The following is a 25,070-nucleotide window of genomic DNA, read 5'->3' on the forward strand; positions in this document are numbered from 1 at the left end:
TATCACACTGTTTGTGAAAAATCAAACACTTTTTTTATAAACCATCTTCTTTTATCTTGTGGAAGACTTTCTCTCCTCTAGTGTAAAAAACATCTTCTTGCCCCATTTGCACGTTCATATAACGCGCCAACGCATAGAAATAATCAGACAAACGATTCACGAACACGATCACTTCGGGATTGATTGCCGCAGTTGCACTTAAACGAACGATATGACGTTCCCCACGGCGAGCAATCGTCCGCGCTACATGGATCATACTCGCGCCTTGACAACCACCAGGTAAGATAAATCGCTCAATATCCGGTGATTGTTGGGTATAGAAATCGATCCGTTCTTCCAGCCAAGTCACACTTTCTTGCTGGACTTTAAGTGGTCGTCCATCTTCTAACACCGTAGATAGATCCGTTCCTACATCGAATAATAGTTGTTGCAATTCTTCTAACTCTTGCTTAAAAACGTCTTGTTCTTTTGACAATTGACTGATCGTATAGCCTAACCATGAGTTCAACTCATCGATCGTTCCATAACTTTCCACACGATCTGAATCTTTGGATACACTATGTCCACCAACTAATTTCGTCATTCCTTTGTCGCCTGTTTTTGTGTAGATTTTCATGTTTGTCCTCCTAAATATTGAACCAATTCTTCGAGTCCTGTTTTTTCTACTGATGATACTTCAAATAGTTTCGTTGCTCCAGCTGCAACCAATTGTTCACGTACACGTGCCAACTCTTTCTCGTCTGTGACTAGATCCACTTTAGTCATGATCCCGATCACTTCTTTTGGAAAGATATGCCCAAAACCAGGTGAAAAAATCTGTTCTTGGTCTAATGCACTTTGGACCAAACCGATCACTTCCGCTTCTGTCGCCGTCACAGTCAACGCAGAGTAGTATTGGCGATGTAGAATAAATTCACCCGGCGTATCGATCATCTCAGGATGAAATTCTACTGCTTGAGTTTTATCGTAAACAATTGCTTCTCCACGTAAGGCTTGACAAAGAGTGGTCTTCCCACAGCCGATCGCGCCCATCAAAATGATTCTCTTCATTGATTCCCTCCATAAAAAAAGCCTAAAAAAGCAGAATAAACTCTACTTTTTTAGGCGCCATTGCCATATTTATCCGCACACATCGTTGTGTGTTTCTTTTCACCAGTGTAATCGCTTCTCTCAGGTTTGTCAAAATAAATCTTGGGCTACAGCGATGAAAAAACGTTTGGAGATCCATCGCCTCTTACCAAAATTTGAAGTTAACTTCAAATTTATCAGAAATGATTATTTTTTTGAAGTTAACTTCAAATATGCTATAATTATATTAAGAATATCTTATCGAAGGAGGGATCACTTTGTTTCAGCGACCTCACTATTTAAATCAACTGATTCACTTACAAAACACTGATTTCATCAAAATTATTACTGGCGTTAGGCGTTCAGGTAAATCGGTATTACTTATGCTTTATCAACGCTATCTATTGGAGCAAGGTGTTGAATCAAACCACATTATTTATATCAATTTTGAATCATTCAATTATCAAGTAGTCACAGATGCAGAGAAATTTAGGAACGTGCTAACACCATTGATTCCTCAAGATGATAAAAAAATTTATTTTTTATTTGACGAGATCCAACTTGTCGACGGATGGCAACGTGTCGTCAATGGCATAAAAACTAGCTTTGATTGTGAGCTAGTCATCACTGGTTCCAATGCAAATATGTTGTCTGGGGAACTTGCAACTTTACTTAGTGGCCGATACATTGAGATTCCCATTTATCCGTTATCCTTTGAAGAATTTTTGTCTGTAAAAGACATTGCAAAAGATTCTCGGTTCGTCGATCAAGCATATCAAGAATATGAAAAATATGGTGGTTTCCCCAGTGTGGTGTTAGCAGATGAAAGAATCAAAGATACGATTTTGTCAGGGATCTTTGATACGATCGTTCTGAACGATGTTGCCTTGCGTGCCGGCGTAAAAGATGCAACTGTATTGAAATTATTGATTCGTTTTTTGTCAGATAATGTTGGACAACTCGTCAATGCGTCAAGAATTGCGAATACATTAAAAAGTGAAGGCATCTCAACGAGCACGCACACTGTCAATCGCTACTTGGACCTATTAGAACATGGTTATCTCTTTTATCGTGCGCAACAGTATGATATTAGAGGGCGAGAATATTTAAGAACAAATGGAAAATATTTCATTATCGATGCTGGACTACGCAGAAATGCGGTAGGAAGAAAAGACGGTAATTATAGTAATCGCTTAGAAAATATTGTATATATCGAATTACTAAGACGAGGTTATCTAGTAGACGTTGGGCGTATTGATAATCAAGAAATCGATTTTGTTGCAAAAAAATTGGATGAAACACTCTATATCCAAGTAACCTATGAACTTCCCAACAGTAATCGTGAAACTGACAACTTACTTCATATCAAAGATAATCACAAAAAGATAGTGATTACCGGTAAATATTATGAAACCCACCAAGTAGACGGGATACCGATTCGATACATCGTTGATTGGCTACTTGATAAATAATTGTCGTACACAGGCTCGATTCAACTAAATAGACGAACGCCTAGAAACGTAACCACTAATAATTACTTTTCTAGGCGTATTTTTTACTTATGAACTTAATGTTCGAGCTTCTAACTTTTTCCTAACGCACGATCGAACGTGACATCATCGCGATCGTGTGACGATTCCCACGGATCGCACGGCTCATCGCCATGATATTTTCTACAGGAGCGATTCCTGAATAGCCGGCATCGCCGATGTGTTGGATATCAACACCGCAAATTTTATTTTGGATCGCAATTTGTTTGATCGTGTCAGAATCACTTGACTCTTGGCTCGTACCAATTGCTGACATCACTAACGCGCCAGCGGCATGGATCACTTTGACAGCCGCTTTTAATTCACTATCATCAAACCCAGGAACTGTTCCTACTGCAGGAACTAAGATCACATCTGCACCTGCTTCGATAAAGGACTTGATTGCCTCTAGGTCCGCTACCGGTTCATCCACACCAGCACCGTGCATTTTCCCAGCAATGATCATACCACCGAAGTATTCTTTTGCCATTGAGATGGCTTTTGTAATGGCATCATTCGTCACACCACTTCCTGGATTTCCTGTCAAACAGATGAAATCCAGTCCTTGTTTCTTAGCAGCTTCCATTGTTTCACGAGTGGCTTGACGACCAGCTGGAATATCCGGGCGGTCTTCTGCCATCTTCGCCTCTAAATCAACAGGCTCAAGATTCGCCCCAATTGGTCGACCAACTACTTCTCGTAACGTTTGGATGATTGGCTCACCGTCTTTGCCTTTCAAACCTGAAACAACTGGTTCTAACGCATCAAAAGCATTCAATAAAATCAAATCTGCACCATACGCACGGGCAATTTCAGAGTTCGTGACATCTTCAATATTGCTGTCACGGATCACTACGTTTTCAGAACAAATGACACGTCCCTCACTTGCTTTGATCGATTGTTTCAACTCTGCGCCAGTCATCGCCATGATCTCTGATGCTTGCGCACTAATAAATCGTTTTACCATTTTTTCCACTCCTTATATGTCTTGCATTTCATTCATGCGATTTTGTTTTTCCATTACACCGAAGAACGGTAGATAAATCAAAATATTTAAAATCAAGCAAATGATTTGGATGATCGAACCTGAGATATGACCTCCAGTAGCTAAGAAGCCTGAAATCACAGGTGGCATGGTCCAAGGAACAGCAATTCCTACCGTACCGTGAACGAAACCAAGTGACATTGCAAAATATGTCACGACTGCATTGACCATCGGTGCCAAAATAAACGGAATCAACAATGTTACATTCAATACGATCGGCATCCCAAACATTGCTGGTTCATTGATATTGAAAATACCTGGAGTCAATGTCAAAGGAACCATTGTTTTTGTCATTTTTGATGAATTTTTTCTCAAACCAACGATTGCTGCGGCAATCACTAAACCTAGCGTAGCTCCGCCGCCACCCATATACACAAAGTTTTCCATAAATGGTTGCGTAATGATATGGGGTAATTTTTCCCCTGCTTCTACAGCGACACGGTTCGCATCTGTATTCATCAACCAGATCGGCATGATCACAGAATTCACGACATTGGCACCATGGATACCCATGAACCAAAACAATGAAACTAAGAAGATCGACACTAACGTACCACCTAATGTTCCGCCAAGTAACCCTAGAGGTCCACCGAAGATTTCCATCAATAATTGAACCCCAATCAGTCATTTGGAAGATCGCATAGATAACCAACCAAAAAGTCAGGATCGATGCACCTGGGATCAAAGCAGAAAAACTTTTCGCAACCGCTGGTGGAACAGAATCCGGTAAGCGGACTTGGATATTGTGATCAATGAACCATTTGAAGATCAATGTTGAAATAATTGCAATCACCATTGCCACAAAAAGACCTTGTGCCCCCATAAATGCAGTTGGAATACCAACACCGTCATCTGATACAAGGTTAGGCGTCACTAGTAAGAAAGAAGAAATCGAAATGATACCTGCGGATACTCCGTCTTTTTCATACTGAACAGCCAACGCATTCGCAATCCCAAAAGCCGCAACTAGACCCATGATCCCAAAACTAGCAGTGACCCCTTTATTCAAATAAGCATCAATTCCATTTGCACTTAAAAAATCCGTCCAAGCATCGACTGGAAATGAAGAAATAATCAAAAATAATGACCCGGTAATAATCAATGGTAAAGCAAGGGTGATCCCATTTCGAATCGCAATCAAAATCTTATTATTCGAAACTTTAGCAGCAATTGGCAACATCTTATTATTTATAAATTCGTTCATCTTTATCTTCTCCTATCTTAACGATTGTGACGCTACGATTGAGTAACCAAAATAGCTCTTCACACCCCGTACTATAGCGGAAAAATAAAGCCCTTACAAATCGCAAAATGAAAGAAAAATTAGTTTTTATCATCTTTTTCTAATAAAAAGGGATAATAAGTTAGTTTTTACCTTAAAATAAGCCACTTATCCAGCTACTTCTGAGAAACTGGTATGGTATAATACATACCAAATAGCACAGAATAAATTTTTCCTCATGAATCCCGATAGAAAGGCAAGGAACTATATTTGAGTAAATATGAACAACTAGCGAACTTGATTCTCGAACGGATCCATCACGGAGAATATCCTCCCGAATCTTTCTTGCCAAGTGAAAGAAAATTGATGACTGAGTTTAAGGTGACGCGTGATACGATTCGTACAGCACTAAAGAGTTTAGAAGCCACAGGGTATATCGAAAAAATCCCTGCACGAGGCAGTAAAGTGGTCGCACATGATAAAATTGATTTTTTTGTTAGTGATCTGTCAGGAACTTCAGAAAAATATCATTCCGAAAATCATTCATTCGATACAGAGATCTTGTCCCTAAAAAAAATCATCGTGGATGAGCAGCTTAGAGATAATTCAGGTTTTACCTTAGGGGAATCCGTCTGGTATTTGCTTCGTCGCCGGCTGTTGAATGGTCGGGCACTGATTTTAGAAGTGGATTATCTGCGTACCGCTGTCGTTGCTGATCTAACAAAAGAAATCATCAACCAATCGTTGTATCGCTATCTTGAAAATCAACTACATTTGAAATTGAATTGTTCAAAAAAGGAAATTTCCGTTGAGAATATCACCGCACCTGTTGCACAGCATTTAGATTTAGGAAAACATGACAAAAATATCTTTGTTGTCAGGAATTGGGCCTATTTGACCGATTATACTCACTTTCAATATACAGAAAGCTGGCATCAAGTTGATTCATTCAAATTCGTATTATTGGCTGATCGCCCCACTAATTGACTCTTGCTTGGATGATCAGCTCTAAAACCGCAAACATGCGACCAGTTCAAGAAAGATTTCTTGATTTGGTCGCATGTGTTTATTTTATCGAAGTCCTTACGATCTCAAGTACTACTTGGCTCAGTTTGAGACGGTCAACCACAGTAAATGTCTCACTATGACGTACTCGTGATATGTGCTTCAACTGGATTGTGCGCTTCTGTTTCACCAGTAATCGTATAGCTATTCGTACTTTCTTGTTGTAATGAACCCGCATCCCAAGTGACGGCGGCAATTTTACCGATTTGATAAGGTTCTCCTGCTCCATTAACGAGTTCATACGTTTGACGGATTTCTTGCGGCAAGTCTAAGCGCTCAAGCGTTCCTTCAGGGTCATTAAGATCGATCGGCTGGTCCGTTGTGATTTCTAGCGGAAGATTCGGTGGCTTATTCTGTCCTGTTTGCCAATTTGGGATTTCACGAACGCCACTGCCATCATTGATCACGCCATTCATCATCCATGTATTATCCACGATTTGACTCGCACCAAAGGAAGTCGGATATGTTCCTTTAGGCCCCGCCGCATTCCAAAAATAATTTTCACAAAACTGCCAAATCTCAATAGCCCTTACAAGTGAACTGCCAATCAGAGCTTTCGCTTCGTCATAGAAGCCTCGATTGATCACCCCATACGTCAACAAGGAACTTGGTGCCCATTTCAATACAGGAAAACCACACAAGGCTAAGGACGGATCAATAATATCCACCACAAACTGAGTCAATTGGGTAGCTTGTGCTGAAGGTAAGTCTGGCAATACTAGCCCACTACCGATCATATGTGGTAACTCAGTCGTTGCTCCTGAAACTGGCGGTTCAGAAAGATGTCCATTATTTCCATGGATGAATTTCCGCTCATCCAAGTTGTCTGGATCAATATCGACACAACCAATAAAGAAATATTGCCAAATACCACGCTGATAGTTGGCATCTGGAAGATTTGCTCCGTTGCGCAAAACTTTGCGATTCGTGTCACTGTTTGTACTATTTTGAGGATAAGAATACAACGCCTCATGTGACAACGGATCACAAAACATCCAATAGGAATAATTCGTCAGACTTTCTTCGTGACGCACTTCCCAATACGCAACTTCATCTGCATACAAACCGCCTAATTCCTGACAGATTTCAATGATAAACTTCGTATCATAGATAGCAGAAATCATAAACTCTGAATCAACTTCATTTGCTACATTGATTGTTTCGTAGACCCATCTTGGATTATCAAGCTTCCACTCCAGATGACGTTTTAGAGCGGGATACATTGCGGCAAGCCTGGCTGCATCAGGTGAAAGTGAATGGATCATCCAAATCGTTTGCGCCATTCGAACAGGCAATACTTCCCCAGAAAGAAAGCCATTGGCATCGACCATGGACATGAACCCTTCCATCCCACTCCAAGCAATCGACGGATTGATATACATCAAGTCTTGGATTTGAAGAAGTCCTTCCCAACAATTGTTCGCAGGTGTCATCGAAGCGCCCGCGCATTGTCTACTCGGTTTTCCAAGTGATTGTTGCGTGAAAGCATACCCTGTTTCTTCAGTAGGTGCCAAAATATTCCCAATCAAATGTGTCCAGCCGGCATAGTACAGTACCCGATGTTTTTCAATTGTCACTACTTCATGATGATAAACAGATGGATCTGAAACACCCCATGTTTGTGGAGCCGGTACACTTGCTAATAACTGATCCCAATACGTTTTTCGAGCAGCATAGTGTTCTTGGATCGACAACGCACCCGTTCCGATTCCGACCCCACGCAATGCTCGTGTGATTGCCATCGTTACACCTTCTTCTTTTGTGGCATAGCCGATAACTAAACCAATCGAAGAAATCGTCGTAGGTATTTGATATTTCCCACGACCTTCTATAAATGTTGGTGGGATGATTTGTGCTGTCGCATCCGCATCGATTTGTCCACTTTCTGTTAAGGCAACGACTTTGATCGCCGTTTGGAATAAATTCTGATGCCAATCAGCAAATTGTGTATCATTTTTTACGACAACTTGATTCGAGGATTCCCAAGTACATTTCAAATTATTCGTTTGATAATCGGTCGCTGAAGTCGTCGAATCTCTCATTTCGATCTCAAAAAAATCACCAGAAACCTGACTGAGTGTGATGATGCGACCAAGTGTTGATTCGTCAATAAAGAAATCAGTTGTGGCGATTTGCCCGCCACCTGGTACTTCACCCAATAGCATCACTTTGTGAGGATACCACGCAGATCGTAGACTCTCCTCACTTACTTGGACACCGTCAATACTCAAAAGGGCATTCAACGAAGAGTCCTGAAACCCGGATTTCTTTTCTCTTATATACTCACCATTTATCATTGTCTTGTTTGCATTCCCGCGAATGCCGTAATAAGCGCCAAATCGTAAGTCAAAAGAGATTTCCACTGGTGTGATCGCTTGATTATCAAAGTTGTATTCTGGATTCGTCACTAGGCGACTAAATGGCAAGGTCAAATTCCGATGTTCCTTCATCGTTGCTGAATTTACTGGATCATCATTTCTCAACTCATCCACGTTGATTGTTGGATCTCCGCCAAAATCAACTCCCGCAATCGTTCCTGTCACTTGCGACGGTAGCGCTAATGGGATGTCGTAACTTGGCTGACTTCTGATAATCGTGCCTAAATCAATTGATTCTCCAACATTTCCTCGGAAAGTAAAAATAAGCATGAACGTTTTTTCAATGCCGATTGGATCATTCCAATCAGACAATGCTTCTGCCCCAGCTATCCCTTTGATTGAATAATTGAACTTTTCTAGAAAACGACTATTTGCTGCAGAGGATTCCTCTTGTAATAGGATCTCTTGACTTTCGTTTTCCACATCTTGAACAGATAATGCCCACGTCAATCCTTCCGTCACCGAACGAATCTGAACCATCAAGTCAGAATATTGCCAAGTAGAATAAGTAAACACTTTCGTTAAACGTGCAGTTGTATCAGTTAATGTGATCTTAGCCCCAACAGAGCTGTACGCAATTTCTGCATTCGTCAGCGCCCAACCTCGATCTTGGGTAAAATCCTCCAAAACAATTTCATCTACTGGTACTTTAGGACCTGGTGCTTGTGTTACGCTAGTTTTTTGATTATTTACTAAAAAAGTCTGCTCTAACATTCGTTTCCCCATTTCTTTGATTCGCCACAGTAACATGCAATTGACAGTCGAATAGACACCGACAAAGACATTCTTCAATCACCATTCCCACACTCTAAGAAAACGCATACATTTTAAACAGAAGTTGAACCTCCTCCCCTTTACTTTTCAATTAAAGTATAAAGGTTTGAAAATTAGAACTCAAAGAATATCTTGATTCTTCCAGATTGATTTTAAAATGGATTTACCAATAAAAAAAGAAAAGATATCTAAAACTCAAGCAACGTAAGACAATCAAATACTTACCTTGTTGAATCCATCAATATCTTTTCTTTGTAAAATTTTAATCTAAAACGCTTGTTTCTTTAGTTATTATTTCCGAACAATACTAAAGCAGGATCAATCAATTGCGCTTGTGCTAAGCTGTTGTCACGACTGATTTCAAAGTGCAGATGGCTACCTGTACTGTTTCCGGTAGAACCGACAAACCCAATGATTTGTCCTTGTTCGATCTCATCGCCAACTTTCACGATGTATTCTTGTTGGTGCGCATAAAGTGCAGTCGTGCCATCTTCATGTTCGATCGCTACATAGTTCCCCCATGAAGGATGGAATTCTGCTCTGATGACAGTACCCGCTTTGCTGGCATAGATCGGCTCCCCTTGAGGTGCTGCAAAGTCTAACCCACGGTGGAATTCACCGCCACGAGGACCGAATGGGCTAGAGATCGTAAAGTTTCTTAATGGTACGATATATCCTTCTTCATTGATCTCTGGTCCAGCAACTTCTTTGTCATATTGTTCTAAGTCATAGGTTTCAATCAAACCATTTAGTTTTTCGTTATATCTTGTATCTGTCGCATAACGACCTGTTAAGAATTCTGTTGCTTCTTTGTAAGTTTCTGCATTAGATTTCCAAACGCCAGAATAGAATTCGCTGTCGCCAGTCAAGCCTTCTCGCATTAATTTCGCGTAATCTTCTAGGCTTTCCTCATAATTTTCGTATCTTCTGAATGTTGCTTGGATCGTATACAATGTACCATCCCCAGCATCTTCTTGTGTCGCAAAAGTCACACCATTGCCATTATGTGTACCTTTGATTCCAAAAAGATTGTAGTTCGGTGATTGTGCCAATTGGCTTTGACCACTAGCAGATTCTAAAATTGCTTGGGCGATCATCACTGATGCGTACAAATCATTTTCTTGCCCGATTTCTCGAGAAGATTCACCGATTTTGCGAATGAAGCTCTCAACTGATTCATCTTTTTCAAAATGGATCGATCCTTCATCCGTTTCTTGACTTGATGGCACAAGATCTTGGATCGGTGTTGTTGCAGAAGGTTGACGTACCTCTTGAACAACTGGTGCCGCAGGAGCAGGCGTTGTTTCCACAGGTGTAGCCGGAGCTGTCACTGGTGGAGTTGGCTGACTTGGTTGTGGCGTTGGTTGTGTTTCACCTGTAGAGCCGCCAGTTGGTGGTGTTGTTGGTTTTTCCGGTTGACTCGGCTGCGTTGGTTCTGTTGGCTTCGTCGGTTCCGTTGGTTTTGTTTCTTCCGGTGGCGTACTCGGTTCAGTCGGTTCTGAAGTATCAGGTGTTGTTGGTTCACTAGAGTCGCCAGTAGATGGCGGAGTTGTTTCTTCTGAACCATCGGTTGTTGTATCTGTTGTGTTATCTTCACCTGTCGTATCAGACGAGTCAGTTGTTGTTTCCGTTTGATCATTTGAAGTAAATGATTCATGGTTTTCAGTTGTTGCTGGTTGCTCTGCAGAGAAAACTTGTTCATCTGCTAATACTTGTAAAGGCGTAGTCAGTAGCATTTGTGAAAGAAATACAAATGAAACTAACTTATACGTAGACTTTTTTTTCAATTTTTTTTCATCCTTTTCTTTAGTTAGTTTTAAGATACATGGAAGTTATGAATTTTTTGTTAAAAAAATAATAATTTTTATAAAGTAATAACGATTATTTATCTCATATTTGACATTTGACAGCTTTTAATAACTAGCGTTAAGTGAAAATATTTTATCAATCATTGAGATAATACGAATAGACATTAACTTTATTATAGTTCATTTTAGCAGGAATAAGAAGGATTACGCAGTCCATATTTTTTCATAATTTAGCGCAATTTTTGAACTTGACATCGGTACCCCTTCTTTCTTTTAAACTCTGATAGCCTCGAGATATCTAGCAAAAATAGCCCTCCAAATAATGCTTTACAACGATTTGGAGGACTATCTCTACTAAATTTGTGATCGATAAAAGATAGTGAAACAAATAATCTAAGTTCGTCTACTACAAATTAAATACAGTTTAGTTATTCAGTTTTTATCATTCAGCGATATTATTGTTTTCTTTTCTTTACTGCTATGACCAGTACAACTACTACCAAGATCCCCCCTAGAGCAATCAGTGTATAAGAAACAACTTCTCCCGTTTTAGGTAGGAATGACTTTCTTGTCTCCTTTTCCTTTGGAGTAGGTTTTCTCGGCTCTGGTCGATCAGGCACGTCTTTTCCTGGTACAACTGGCACGTCTGGCTTATTCGGTTTATCTGGATCTTCCGGAATGACTGGTACTTCTGGTTCATCTGGCGGTGTCACATGATCATCCACTGTCGCGATGTTCAAGATCTCTTTTCCTGATACAGCTTCGTTATTTACTTTGACTTTAAAGACGATCGTGCGAACTTTTGTGTCGTTGATCTTACCATATTCGGCGGTGATCGTGCCATCTTTGTAGTCTAAACTTGTTGGTTTTGGATCGTCCCCTTCGCTAGTCAAACTTCCTTCGACATACGTCAAACCTTTTGGTAGCTTATCGGTCACTGTCACTCGGTTCAAGACGCCGTTTTCTATCGTGTTGTGGAAACTGATGCGGTATTCTAGCTCTTCACCGATTTTGACTGTTTTCTTGTTGACTGTTTTTTCACTTACAAGTTTACCATCTAAAGTTTGTGGTTTATCTGGATCTTCCGGAATAACTGGCACTTCCGGTTCATCTGGCGGCGTCACATGATCATCCACTGTCGCGATGTTCAAGATTTCTTTTCCTGACACAGCTTCGTTATTCACTTTGACTTTAAAGATGATCGTGCGAACTTTTGTATCGTTGATCTTGCCATATTCGGCAGTGATCGTGCCATCTTTGTAAGTTAGACTTGTCGGTTCCGGCTGGTCTCCCTCGCTTTTCAGGCTGCCTTCCACATAGGTTAACCCTTTAGGCAACTTATCGGTTACTGTCACTTGGTTCAAGACACCATTCGTCACTTTATTACGGAACGTGATGCGGTATTCGATTTCCTCGCCGACTTTTGTTTTTTGATTGCTGACCGTTTTTGTGCTTTCTAATTTCCCTGGTGTTTCTTCTGGAATCACTGGCACTTCTGGTTCATCTGGCGGATTGATATGGTCATCGATTTTCGCTTTATTGACGATTGTTTCGCCGACTTTCGCTTCTTCGTTGACTTTCACTCGAAAGACGATCGTGCGAACTTTTGTATCGCTGATCTTGCCATATTCGGCAGTGATCGTACCGTCTTTGTAGTCTAGACTGGTTGGTTTTGGATCGTCACCTTCACTCGTCAAGCTACCTTCGACATACGTCAAGCCTTTTGGCAAGTTATCGATTACTGTTACTTGATTCAAGACACCGTTCGTCACTTTATTACGGAACGTGATGCGGTATTCGATTTCTTCACCAATTTTTGGTGCCTGGTTATTCACTATTTTCGTTGTTTCCAGTTCGCCCGGTGTTTCTTCTGGGATCACTGGCACTTCTGGTTCATCCGGTGGATTGATATGGTCATCGATCTTCGCTTTATTGATGATTGGTTCACCAACTTTCGCTTCTTCGTTGACTTTCACTCGAAAGACGATTGTGCGAACTTTTGTATCGCTGATCTTGCCATATTCGGCAGTGATCGTACCGTCTTTGTAGTCTAGACTGGTTGGTTTTGGATCATCACCTTCACTCGTCAAGCTACCTTCGACATACGTCAGACCTTTTGGTAAGTTATCGGATATTGTTACTTGATTCAAGACACCGTTCGTCACTTTATTACGGAACGTGATGCGGTATTCGATTTCTTCACCAATTTTTGGTGCTTGGTTGTTCACTATTTTGGTTGTTTCCAGTTCTCCTGGTGTTTCTTCTGGGGTCACTGGAATCTCTGGTTCATCTGGCGGATTGATATGATCATCGATTTTCGCTTTATTGACGATTGTTTCGCCGACTATTGCTTCTTCGTTGACTTTCACTTTAAACACGATCGTACGAGTTTTCGTATCATTGATCTTGCCATATACAGCGGTGACCGTACCGTCTTTGTAGTCTAAACTTGTAGGTTGTGGATCATCACCTTCACTCGTCAAGCTACCTTCGACATACGTCAAGCCTTTTGGCAAGTTATCGGTTACTGTTACTTGATTCAAGACACCGTTCGTCACTTTATTACGGAACGTGATGCGGTATTCGATTTCCTCACCTAGTTTTGGTGCTTGGTTGTTCACTATTTTCGTTGTTTCCAGTTCTCCTGGTGTTTCTTCTGGGGTCACTGGAATCTCTGGTTCGTCGGGCGGATTGATATGATCATCGATTTTCGCTTTATTGATGATTGGTTCACCAACTTTTGCTTCTTCGTTGACTTTCACTCGAAAGACGATCGAGCGAACTTTTGTATCGGTAATTCCTTTGTATTCAGCAACCATTTGGCCATTTTCCATAGATAAGCTTGTTGGTTGTGGGTCATCCCCTTCACTTTTCAGACTGCCTTCAACATAGGTCAAGCCTTTTGGTAATTCGTCTGTCACCGTCACTTGTTTTAGGACACCGTTCGTTACTTTGTTACGGAAACTGATACGGTATTCGATTTCATCCCCCAGCTTCGGTGATTGGTCATTCACTACTTTTGTACTTTCTAAGACACCTGGCGTTTCCACTGGGGTCACTGGTGTTTCTGGTTCATCTGGCGGATTCGTGCCATCATCGAGCGTTGCTTTATTGACGATCGTTTCACCTGTTTTTGCTTCTTCATTGACTTTCACTCGAAAGGCGATCGAACGAATTTTTGTATCACTGATCTTGCCATATTCTGCGATGATCGTACCGTCTTTGTAACTTAGATTTGTCGGTTGTGGATCGTCCCCTTCGCTAGTCAAACTACCTTCGACATACGTTAACCCTTTCGGCAAGTTATCCGTTACCGTCACTTGTTTCAGCACACCGTTCGTTACTTTATTACGGAAGTTGATCCGATACTCGATTTCGTCACCGATTTTTGGTGATTGGTGATTGACCGATTTCGTACTTTCTAACTCACCTGGCGTTTCCACTGGAGTCACTGGTGTTTCTGGTTCGTCGGGCGGATTGATATGATCATCGATTGTTGCTTTATTGACGATTGGCTCGCCAACTTTCGCTTCTTCATTGACTTTGACTCTAAAGACAAGCGAACGCACAGTAGTGTCTGAGATCTTACTATATTCCGCGGTTATTACTCCATTTTCTATACCTAAACTCGTTGGTTGCGGATCCGCACCTTCACTTGTCAAACTACCTTCGACATACGTCAAGCCTTTTGGCAACGTATCAGTAATCGTCACTCGGTCGATCACTCCGTTAGTGACTTTGTTACGGAAACTGATACGGTATTCGATTTCGTCACCAATTTTTGGCGATTGATGATTGACTGTTTTCGTTACTTCTAATTGTCCAGGTGTTACTACTGGTGTGACTGGCGTTTCTGGTTCGTCTGGCGGATTCGTACCATCATCGAGTGTTGCTTTATTGATGATTGTTTCACCAACTTTTGCTTGCTCATTGACTGACACTCTAAAGATGATCGTGCGGATTTTTGTATCACTGATCTTGCCATATTTTGCCGTGATCTCCCGTCTTTATACTCTAGACTCGTCGGTTGCGGATCGTCGCCTTCATTTTTTAAGCTACCTTCAACATACGTCAATCCCTTAGGCAAGTTATCTGTCACTGCGACTTTCTTCAAGACGCCGTTTTGGATCTTATTACGGAAGGTGATACGGTACTCGATTTCATCACCGATTTTTGGCGATTGGTTATTGACTGTTTTCGTACTTTCTAATTCTCCTGGTGTTTCTTCCGGTGTGACAGGGATTTCCGGCTCATCCGGTGGGTTCGTGCCATCATCGATCGTTGCTTTATTGACGATCGTTTCACCGACCTTCGCTTCTTCGTTTACTTTTACTCTAAACATGATCGTACGAGACTTCGTATCAGAAATCTTGCCATACTCTGCTGTCAATTTTCCGTTTTCTATCACTAACTTCGTCGGTTGCGGATCGTCCCCTTCGCTGGTCAAACTACCTTCGACATACGTCAAGCCTTTTGGTAAGTTATCGGTTACCGTGACTTGCTTCAAGACGCCATTTTGGATTTTATTGCGGAACGTGATACGGTATTCGATCTCCTCACCGATTCTTGGTGATTGATGATTCACTATTTTCGTGCTTTCCAATACACCTGGTGTTTCTTCCGGTGTCACCGGCGTTTCTGGTTCATCTGGCGGATTCGTACCGTCATCGATCGTTGCTTTATTGACGATCGTTTCGCCAACCTTCGCTTGCTCATTGACTTTTACTCTAAAGACGATCGTACGGGTTTTCGTATCACTGATTTTGCCATATTCAGCAGTGATCGTACCGTCTTCATAACTTAGATTTGTCGGTTTCGGATCATCGCCCTCACTGGTCAAACTACCTTCGATATACGTTAAACCTTTTGGTAAAGTATCTTTGATCGTGACTTGTTTCAAGACACCATTTGTGACTTTATTACGGAACGTAATACGATATTCGATCTCATCTCCTAGTTTTGGTGATTGATCATTCACTGACTTGTTGCTTTCCAATACACCTGGTGTTTCTTCCGGTGTCACTGGCGTTTCTGGTTCATCTGGCGGATTCGTGCCATCATCGATCGTCGCTTTATTGACGATCGTTTCGCCAACTTTCGCTTGCTCATTGACCTTTACTCTAAAGATGATCGTGCGGGTTTTCATATCGCTGATCTTGCCATATTCAGCGGTGATTGTACCGTCTTTAGCAGTTAGATTTGTTGGCTGGGGATCGTCCCCTTGACTCGTTAAGCTGCCTTCTACATACGTCAAGCCTTTTGGTAAAGTATCCGTTACCGTCACTTTGTTTAAAACGCCGTTAGTTATTTTATTGCGGAACGTGATGCGGTATTCGATTTCCTCGCCAAGTTTTGGCGATTGGTTATTCACTATTTTCGTACTTTCTAATTCTCCTGGTGTTTCTACAGGTGTGACAGGAACTTCTGGTTCAATCGGTGGATTTACACCATCGTCAACGATTGCTTTATTGATGATTGCTTGTCCTGCAACAGCTTCTTCATTTACACGTACTTTAAACGTAATGGATCGTGTAGCTGTATCAGCGATTCTTGGATATACAGCAGTTATTTTTCCATTTTCAACAGTCAGTGACGTTGGTTTAGGTTCATTGCCGCTACTTGCGATGCTATTTTCCACATACGTCAAGCCTTTAGGTAAACTATCCGTGATCGTGACTTGATTCAGAACACCATTTTCTACCGTATTCTTAAAGTTGATCGTATAGTCAATTTCTTCGCCAATTTTCGGTGATTGATTATTGACTGTTTTTGTACTTTCAAGCTTTCCTGGCAACTCTTCTTTTTCTACTTTTACTTCAACAACATTTGATTGATTCTCAAGTGCTGTATTCGTTGCTGCATCTGTTCCTTGCACAGTTGCGCGATTAGGGATCAATTGCTCGGCAACGGCTGTATTATTGATTTTCGCTTGGAATTCATACACTGTTTCAGCAGTCGTTCCTTTGTAGCTACCGCCGTTGGTTGCATTAGCGCCTTCACCAACACGAACAGTCATTGTTCGGTTAGCTGACGTATATTCCGCTTGATCATCGCCAGAGGCATCTGTTTTTTTACCAGCATTTGGCCCACTAACGACTGACAAAGAGCCAGGAACATAATCCAAACGGCTATCTAACACGTCTTTAGACAATGTATTGACAGCTTCTGAATTTTCCTTTGTGTTTTTCACATGCACACGATACGTAACTGTATCGCCGATTTTGTAGGTCTCTTTAGGATTCATGATTTCTTTTTTGACTTCTAGCTCAGGAATTTCAGCATTCACAGAGAAACCGACAGCATTCGTGGAGAAGTCATCCCCCACACTAGTCGTTCGGAAACTGATTTGATTTTGGCCATTTTTGATCAGTCCTTCGGGTAGAGAAAGACGATCGATATCGATATCTAAAAAGTTCGGATGTCCTGGATTGAATTGACCGGGATACTTGTCAACCATATGCTTATCATTATCCGACACTGTGGCATTCATGACATTTCCTACTGGATTGATTGTGTTGATGATATTGATATAGTCACCTGCGCTGTTTTTGATTTGCGCGTTGTCACCAGTAAAAAATTTATCCCCTTGTACAGTGAACCAGGTGACAATAGGGTCTAGTTTTCCTTGTTTGGCTGTAATAAAGTCTTTCATAACAAACTCATTGTTGGTATTCGCTTTATTTCCTCTAGCACCGTAGTATACATTGAATGCTCGAGAATGTTTTGCTTGATCTTTTGTTACGACGAATAGACTCCAACCACTGAAATTGTAGTATTGAGATTTCTGGTTTAGGTTTTTTGTCATAGGGATATCAGCTAAGGTATAGCCACCAGTTCCACTGCCATCGCCTTGAATGATCGATGTGACATCTGCATAATTCGAAAAACCTGTATTGTTATAGCCAAAGTATTGTCCAGGATCAGTTTTATCTTGGTCAATTCGATGATAATACTGGGGTGCAACTCTTTGTGATGTGCCATTTGGCGTAGTAAATTTGACTGGGGCACTGATTTCTTCATCCGAAAGATTGGTGCCAAATGCAGGGCCTTTATAACGAGAAGAACTCCAAAATAACCCCGCCCAAGCAATCTCTTTCGCACCATCTAGATCGATATATGCGCGACTAGAATTATAAGTTGTCGGGTCGCCATCTACATCAGCAAATTCTAAAACAAAGTTATTGATTGCATAGCCACTGCTAGGCGCTTTAGTATTCAAAAAAATATTAGCTCGATACTCTTTTTCATCAAGAATTTTTAAATTAGTATTTCCTGTAGAAAAAAGTTCTCCTTTGTGCACGCTATTATAGATTGGTTTATCGAAGCCTCGTCCTGGTGTTGGTGCAAGTCGAGGGCCTTGAGGCATAGCTGCCTGAGGTAATCCAGGATCGGGGTCCTCTGCTTCTTCACTTGTTGACTGTGATTCTTCTGTTTGTGTTTCTTCTGTTTGCACAATCGATTCTGATTCTGACGTGGTTTCTTTGGTTGATTCTTGGATCGGTTGATTGGATATTGATGATTTTGATGGTTCTGATTGTGCGGTAGATTCTTGTATGGGTATAGAGGTACTACTCGTTGTGGCAAGTTCTTTTCTGGGAAAGTTGAGCTTGACCTCACCTAATTTGTTTTCTGCTTCTTTGATTTCCGCCAATAGTTGAGTCTCAGATCGATTCGTTTGTTCCCCGGTAATGGAAAGTTTTCTTGTTTCATTTGGTTGAAGCGTAGCAATTCGTAATTGCGTCCCCTTTTCTTTTTCCATCTTTTCAAACGATACGATTGGATCAGTCGATTCAACTACCTTCTGTTCATTTTTTAGTGTTTGCTCATCAAATTTAACAGGTGTATCGTTTTCATTTTTTTGATGAATGATCAACTGGTTGATGGGTGTCGTACTTGTGTTCGTCACCTCATAATGAACATCTACTAATTGCTGATTTTCTGCATTTGTTTCAGTATCTGCTTTGACATAAAGCCTTTCAGAGTCAAACACATTTTCTTTAGGCGGTGCTACGCCTTCTGCAAACACACTCGTAACAGGCAACAGATTAGCTACCAACAACATAACAACAGCTAAATAATTCAATGGAACTCTATACACTTTTTTCATTTTTAAAATAACCTCCTTCCACCCACTATATAATCGTTGTTTCAATAACACAAAAGAAACGGTTTGGAAGATGAGTATTTTCTCATATATAAAATTACGAACCTTATTTATATGGCAATAAACAAATAATTTAGTAAAAAAAAGAGAGTAGTTAACAACTAATATGCTATTTTATGTTTTAAAAATAGAACTTTCTTCCTATATATATATATAAAAAAGCTACTGTACAAACTGCCTAATAAGCGAACGACTTTTTGCTAACACCACTTTTTTTTAGTAAAAGAAAGAGTGCAATCATTTGCTTGAAGAAAGAAAAAAGTCAGAAATTTCTAAATATAAAACGTTCAAAAACGCCTATTTTATAGGAAAAAATGGTAATTTTTCCGATTTAACCAATCGAATCTCCAATTTTATCACCTCATAACGTTATGAATAAAACGATAGATTGTTATGTCAGACAAAACAAAGAATTAGATTCGTCTTGATTTTAGACAAACCGAAGCATCTGTCTAGCTAAAATTATTAGATAAGTTATTAATAGTATTATTCTCCATCAATCAATCCATTTTGTATTACTATTCAAAAAAAGGATTATATTATTGGATATAAAGATAAAAAAACAAATATATACACATTTAATTTTGATTTACAATAACAAAATAAAAAATAAACAGGACTGAAATGTCTAGTCATTAGATAACAATTTATAATAAATAAGAAAACCTCTCTCTTTTCTAATTTTCCATTAATTTTATAAACGTTAGGTTTCCATGCTGATAACGTTATGTTTTAGTATGTTCATTCTTTCTACAAAAAAACCAAGCGACTCTTCCGTTCAGAAGTGTAACCTGGCTTTTCGTATTATTTATAAAATATCCACTAGTTGCTGAAATTCTTTCTGTAATCGAAGCAATTTTGCTTGTGCAGAAGCTTGGTTTGTATCTTTCACTGAGTAGTAGATCTTAAACTTCGGTTCTGTGCCTGATGGTCGTAGACATAGCCATGAACCATCGGTAAATATATATTTCAACACGTTAGAAGTAGGTAGCTCAATGAGGGTCGACTGTTGATCTGGCGTGGTTCTCAGTGAACGAGCATAATCTTCTGTACATGCTAGCTTAAACTCCCCAAAATGTGAGAAGGATTGCTCCCTCAGACGATCCAATCGTTGATTCATCTGTGTAATACCATCTTTTCCAGAAAAAACTTGTGTTTCCAAATACTCTTGATAGTAACCGTATTCCTCATAAAGCTCATTCAAGCGGTCGATTAGATCTTGTCCCGATAGTTGCTGATCAAGTGCGGCTTCTGCTAATAGTATTGCTGCTTGGATCGCATCTTTGTCTCTCACAAAAGGTGCGATCAAATAGCCATAGCTCTCTTCATATCCAAACAGAAATTTTTTCCCGTGCTGTTCTTCTGATTGCTGGATCTGTTCCCCGATGAATTTGAATCCTGTCAACGTATTTCGTGTTTCTATTCCATGTACTTGCGCAATTTTTGAACCTAATTCTGAAGTGACGATCGTTTTAGCGATAAAGTAGTTCACCAACGATTCTTGATTTTGCTGTTTCATTCGAATCAAGTAATCCAACAAGAGTGCCCCGATTTGATTGCCTGTAAGAAAATACGGTTCTCCGTCTTTCAAGACAACGACACCTAAACGATCTGCATCTGGGTCCGTTGCTAATATCACCTGTGCATCCTGTTTTTTTGCTTCAGTGAGTGCCAACGCAAACGCCTCTTTGTCTTCTGGATTAGGCGACGCTACCGTTGAAAAATCCGGATCTGGCAAAGCTTGCTCTTTGATGACCTGCAAGTTAGAGAAACCAATTTGCTTAAATGCTTTTTGCATAAGGCGATTGCCTGCCCCATGTAACGGCGTGTAGATCAAGTTAAGCTGAGAACCAAATCGTTGGATCTTTTCTTTACTTTGAACGACTGCTGTCAACTGTTCCAAGTAAAGAGTATCAACTTCTTCGCCAAAAAGCTGTATCAGCTGATCCTCTCTATATACAGCTAAGGAATCTGCTTCAATCACTAATTCATTAGGCCCATTTTCTAAAAGTTCCGTCAGTCTCTCTGCTGTTTCTAAAGTGATTTGTCCACCATCTGGCCCATAAACTTTGAAGCCATTGTATTGTTTCGGATTGTGGCTAGCCGTGATCATCACTCCAGCATACGCCTGATAATCGCGTACAAGAAAAGACAATTGTGGCGTCGGTCGTAAGCAATCGGATAAGTAAACTTTGATCCCTTGGCTTGCCAATACACGCGCCGTCCATTCCGCAAATTCCTTTGAACCATGACGATTATCAAATGCAATCACTACTCCTTGATTCGCCGCATTTGTTTCAAGAATGTAAGTAGCTAAACCAAAAGCAACTCGCTTGATCGTATAAACATTCAGCCGATTCGTGCCGACTCCGAGTTCCCCTCGCATCCCACCTGTGCCAAAGGTCAAGTACTGATAAAAGCGATCTTCGATTTCTAGCGGATCAGAAAGAGCAGCCAACTGCTCTTTCATCGCTTCATCTAAAGAGGGTTCATTGAGCCATTCTTGGTATTTTTGTTGCCAAGTCATGCATGTTCCTCTTTCATTTGATCTAAAATCTCCTTGATCGAAAGTGTGCAACCAGCCATTGACGTATCTGCGACACCGTAATACATCGTCAATTGATCGCCATCAAGTAATGCCCCACAACCAAAGACCACATCTCCAAAGAAACCATTCTTTTCATACTCTGCTTCTGGCTCCATTATCGGCTGATGACTTCTGGCAAGCACTTTCGTTGGATCTTCTAAATCCAAGAGCGCAGCTCCCATACAGTAGCGATGTTGCGCAGTCGCTCCATGATAGATGATCAACCAACCTTGCTCTGTTTTGATAGGTACTAGCCCGCCACCGATCCGACCGCTGTCCCATGTATTTTCTCGAACACCTAATAAATGATGATGATTTCCCCAACTCAATAAATCGGGTGAAGAAGCAATCCAGATGTCATAATTTCCAATACTTTTTAAGGATGGGCGATGCAACGCATAGTACTTTCCATTGATTTGTTCGGGAAAAATCAACACATCTTTATTTTCTGGTGCAAAAATATTCCCTAGATCTTGATAGGATCTGAAATCTTTTGTTGAAACTAAAGAATCACAAACACCCATCGGAGAAACCGAACTAAAATTGACGTAGTAGGTATCACCAATTTGTGTACAACGTGCATCTTCTATACCGTAAGTTTGGTATTCATTAAACGGATACAAAAACGCATCTTCGTCGATCGTAAAATGATGACCATCTTTACTGCGCGCAATCCGAATGTAAGACAAAGAAGTTAAATATTCAAAACGATCTAACTGATCTTTTTTACGGATCATTCGTGGGTCTTCAAAGTCATAGCTGTCATCTTCACGATCAAAAGATAAGATCTCCATCGTTTGGGTCACTGGATCATAAACAGGCGCTTTGATCACCTTTGGATCTTCCGAGATTGGTCTTTCTGCAACTCTCAACAAGAGTAAGACTTCCCCTTGGTAATAAGCAACTCCCCCATTGAACGCACCAATCACTTCATATCCGTCATGTAACGGTTTGATATCTTCAGGTGTAATCAATGGATTTTCTTTAAAACGTTCTATTTTCATCTTCACTTACCTCTACTTAAATGGATTTTCAATTTCTAATTTTTGTGCGCCAGCATCACTGATCCCAGCATATAAAACCGCCTGCTCAGAAGTCAGGTGTAAAACTAAAGACCACATCCACAAGATCCGGTCGTTTCGTTGGCCCTTTAGCAAAATCTTTTCTTTCGGCAATGATGCGCACATGCTTCATCTCATGAGTCCTGCGATCAAAAGAAAAACGCAGCGCATAATAATGACGATCGCCTTGCTCATCAAAATTGGCAATATGACCTAAGACCCAAATCTTGCCATCGATCTCAAAAATTTCATTCGCACCACCCCATTCTTCATCAGAAAATTGGTTTGCTAATAATGGCGCTTCTTCGATTTTTTGGATCGATAAATCAGCCAAATGATCGATCACACAAGCACCAATCTTGCCACGACCGCCTTTTTCTCCTTGTGGACGTGTCATGACCAAGATTTCGCCAGTAGCCAATTGCTTCAACCGTAAGTCTTTCATTCCCCACGGACCTTCAAACAATTGGTGGGCAGTTGCTGTATCTTCTAAACGATAAAAAATAGTCCGCCATCGTGCCTGACCTTCTGGCAAGAAAATGACTTCCACTCCGCCTAAAATCACTTGCCCATCAATCACCGTATAAAAAGGATCTTGTAGCGGCAATTCGATGCCATCAGAAATCTTTGCCCACGTATTTTTAGCCGTTTCTCTAAACAAGTAAACAGTTGAATCCTCGCTCTCTCTAGCTTCTACACGCCCAGCTAGCACCACTTCTCCTGCTAACTCAAATGGAGCGGTAATGTTGTAGACATCCTTCGTCCCCACACCAGTAAATGTCAAAAATTCTGCTTTTTTCATTTGCTCAAATTTACTTTTTCGATAGTCTTCAATTAAGTTTTTTATTTTGATCATTGCTCTTCCTTTCCAATCCAACAGCTTTTTGGCGGCACTTGGACCCATTGACGATCTTCGCTCAGCACACCTTTGCCATAAATCGTTTGAACTTTTTTTGAGATATTCTGTTTTACAGACAAATCGCTAAAATTCAGCACTACAGATAAATGCTCGACTTGATAGCGGATACATCCATTTTCCAACTGAATATTCGTTACTACTTGAAAAGGCCCCTCCGCTTTACGCAACCGAATCAATTCTTGATAGACAGAAGAAATCAATTCCCCTTCTGGATTTATCGGACTCGACCCGATCCATCCAGTTTGTTGACTCGCTCCCCAAGGAATCATCCCTCGTGAACGGTCGCGATTCACTTCGTTAGCAAATAAAAGTGCCTGTTGCGTCTCTACAAATAGACATTGTTCATAATATTTATTCTTCGCTTGGATATCACGAATCTCTGAAATATGCGATGGAAGATAATCCCCGACGCCTTGTTCCTCCCCTTGGAATAAGAAGGGCACGCCACGATTGATCAACAAAAAGACGGACAACAATTCATACGTCCCACGATCTTCTCGTGCCAATCGATTCCATGACCGGCTCATATCGTGACTATTGAAAAATAAAGTAGGGAGATAGTTGCGTGCATTCATCTCTTGGAATTCATGCGTCAATAGCTTCAAATCCAAATCTTCAATACTCCCTAAATTAAAGTTGAATGCCGTATCAAATCCTGCCTCTTCCACATAACTAGAAATCACTGATAATTGATCCGAACTGATCTCAGCCACAGTAAAAATATCTGGATCGACTGTTTTGAGCCATTGATTCATTTCTTTAAGCACTGCCATCACGCCAGGTTGATTGACATCATAAAGATGCACCTGTTTGCCATCTGCACCGATCGGATTATCCACAAAGGTATCACTCACCGTTAGATTATTGATCACATCAAAACGAAACCCATCCACACCGATTGCCAACCAAAAAGACAAGACATCATAAATCGCCTGCTTCACTTCAGGATTCCGCCAGTTCAGGTCTGCCTGTTCTTCTGCAAAACTGTGATAATAATACTGATTCGTCCGTTGATCCAGTTTCCAAGCACTGCCACCAAAAAAACTTTCCCAATTAGTCGGTTGATCCCGCCAAATATACCAATCACGTTTCGCACTCTCCAGACTCGCACTGGATTCAATAAACCACGGATGTGCCGTTGATGTGTGATTGAAAACCACATCAATAATCACTTTGATCGATAACGCATGCGCTTCTTCCAAAAGCGATTGAAAATTTTCCAAACATCCATATTGCGGATCAACTGCACAATAATCTGAAACGTCATACCCATTATCGACCCTTGGCGAAGGATAAAACGGCGTGAGCCACAAAGCATCGATGCCCGCTTCTTTTAAATAAGGCAACTTCTCTCGGACACCATCAATATCCCCGATCCCGTCGCCATTACTATCCGCAAAAGAAGCGAGATAGATTTCGTAAAAAACTGCATTTTTCCACCACATCGTTT

The 25,070-nt window shown here is 40.8% G+C and carries 13 protein-coding genes and 1 pseudogene; 2 read left to right on the forward strand and 12 right to left on the reverse strand.

Annotated elements, in window-relative coordinates; genetic code table 11:
• Positions 1-34: 34 nt before the first annotated feature.
• Positions 35-616 carry a cob(I)yrinic acid a,c-diamide adenosyltransferase gene (locus DOK79_RS01790; RefSeq protein WP_206855908.1) on the reverse strand — a complete coding sequence of 194 codons (582 nt, stop codon included), beginning with the start codon at positions 614-616 and terminating at the stop codon, positions 35-37.
• Positions 613-1,050, reverse strand: a complete 438-nt coding sequence (locus tag DOK79_RS01795; RefSeq protein WP_206855911.1) for a EutP/PduV family microcompartment system protein — start codon at positions 1,048-1,050, stop codon at positions 613-615. The genes DOK79_RS01790 and DOK79_RS01795 overlap by 4 nt, the downstream gene beginning before the upstream one ends.
• 296 nt (positions 1,051-1,346) lie before the next feature.
• Here DOK79_RS01795 and DOK79_RS01800 point away from each other — a divergent pair, with 296 nt between their 5' ends.
• Entirely contained in the window at positions 1,347-2,540 is a 1,194-nt protein-coding gene (locus tag DOK79_RS01800; protein ID WP_206855914.1) for an ATP-binding protein, read from the forward strand.
• Between the two features lie 121 nt (positions 2,541-2,661).
• Here DOK79_RS01800 and DOK79_RS01805 read toward each other — a convergent pair whose 3' ends face one another.
• A complete protein-coding gene (locus DOK79_RS01805) occupies positions 2,662-3,564 on the reverse strand; it encodes a haloacid dehalogenase-like hydrolase (protein ID WP_206855916.1) in 903 nt (300 codons plus the stop codon).
• A 12-nt stretch (positions 3,565-3,576) separates the two neighbouring features.
• A pseudogene (locus DOK79_RS01810) lies at positions 3,577-4,846 on the reverse strand (PTS sugar transporter subunit IIC).
• Positions 4,847-5,134: 288 nt separating this feature from the next.
• Here DOK79_RS01810 and DOK79_RS01815 point away from each other — a divergent pair.
• On the forward strand, positions 5,135-5,851 hold the full coding sequence (locus DOK79_RS01815) for a UTRA domain-containing protein (RefSeq protein ID WP_206855918.1): 717 nt from the start codon (positions 5,135-5,137) through the stop codon (positions 5,849-5,851).
• A 155-nt stretch (positions 5,852-6,006) separates the two neighbouring features.
• On the opposite strand, the gene DOK79_RS01820 is transcribed toward DOK79_RS01815, so the two are convergent.
• The 8 genes from DOK79_RS01820 to DOK79_RS01855 form a co-directional block, all read right to left on the reverse strand.
• Positions 6,007-9,099 carry a hypothetical protein gene (locus DOK79_RS01820; RefSeq protein WP_206855921.1) on the reverse strand — a complete coding sequence of 1,031 codons (3,093 nt, stop codon included), beginning with the start codon at positions 9,097-9,099 and terminating at the stop codon, positions 6,007-6,009.
• A 266-nt stretch (positions 9,100-9,365) separates the two neighbouring features.
• A complete protein-coding gene (locus DOK79_RS01825; protein WP_206855923.1) occupies positions 9,366-10,868 on the reverse strand; it encodes a peptidoglycan DD-metalloendopeptidase family protein in 1,503 nt (500 codons plus the stop codon).
• A 476-nt stretch (positions 10,869-11,344) separates the two neighbouring features.
• A complete protein-coding gene (locus tag DOK79_RS01830; RefSeq protein ID WP_206855924.1) occupies positions 11,345-14,830 on the reverse strand; it encodes an isopeptide-forming domain-containing fimbrial protein in 3,486 nt (1,161 codons plus the stop codon).
• Positions 14,722-18,996, reverse strand: a complete 4,275-nt coding sequence (locus DOK79_RS01835; RefSeq protein WP_206855925.1) for an isopeptide-forming domain-containing fimbrial protein — start codon at positions 18,994-18,996, stop codon at positions 14,722-14,724. The genes DOK79_RS01830 and DOK79_RS01835 overlap by 109 nt, the downstream gene beginning before the upstream one ends.
• 865 nt (positions 18,997-19,861) lie before the next feature.
• Positions 19,862-21,580 carry a phospho-sugar mutase gene (locus DOK79_RS01840; RefSeq protein ID WP_206855927.1) on the reverse strand — a complete coding sequence of 573 codons (1,719 nt, stop codon included), beginning with the start codon at positions 21,578-21,580 and terminating at the stop codon, positions 19,862-19,864.
• Positions 21,577-22,644: a glycoside hydrolase family 130 protein gene (locus DOK79_RS01845; protein ID WP_206855929.1), complete on the reverse strand. Its 1,068-nt coding sequence runs from the start codon at positions 22,642-22,644 to the stop codon at positions 21,577-21,579. The genes DOK79_RS01840 and DOK79_RS01845 overlap by 4 nt, the downstream gene beginning before the upstream one ends.
• Positions 22,645-22,729: 85 nt before the next feature.
• Positions 22,730-23,557, reverse strand: a complete 828-nt coding sequence (locus DOK79_RS01850; RefSeq protein ID WP_242543275.1) for a DUF1861 family protein — start codon at positions 23,555-23,557, stop codon at positions 22,730-22,732.
• Entirely contained in the window at positions 23,554-25,065 is a 1,512-nt protein-coding gene (locus DOK79_RS01855; RefSeq protein ID WP_206855931.1) for an alpha-amylase family glycosyl hydrolase, read from the reverse strand. The genes DOK79_RS01850 and DOK79_RS01855 overlap by 4 nt, the downstream gene beginning before the upstream one ends.
• Positions 25,066-25,070 lie beyond the last annotated feature (5 nt).

The organism is Enterococcus sp. DIV1094 (assembly GCF_017316305.2).
GTDB classification, from domain to species: domain Bacteria; phylum Bacillota; class Bacilli; order Lactobacillales; family Enterococcaceae; genus Enterococcus_B; species Enterococcus_B mangumiae.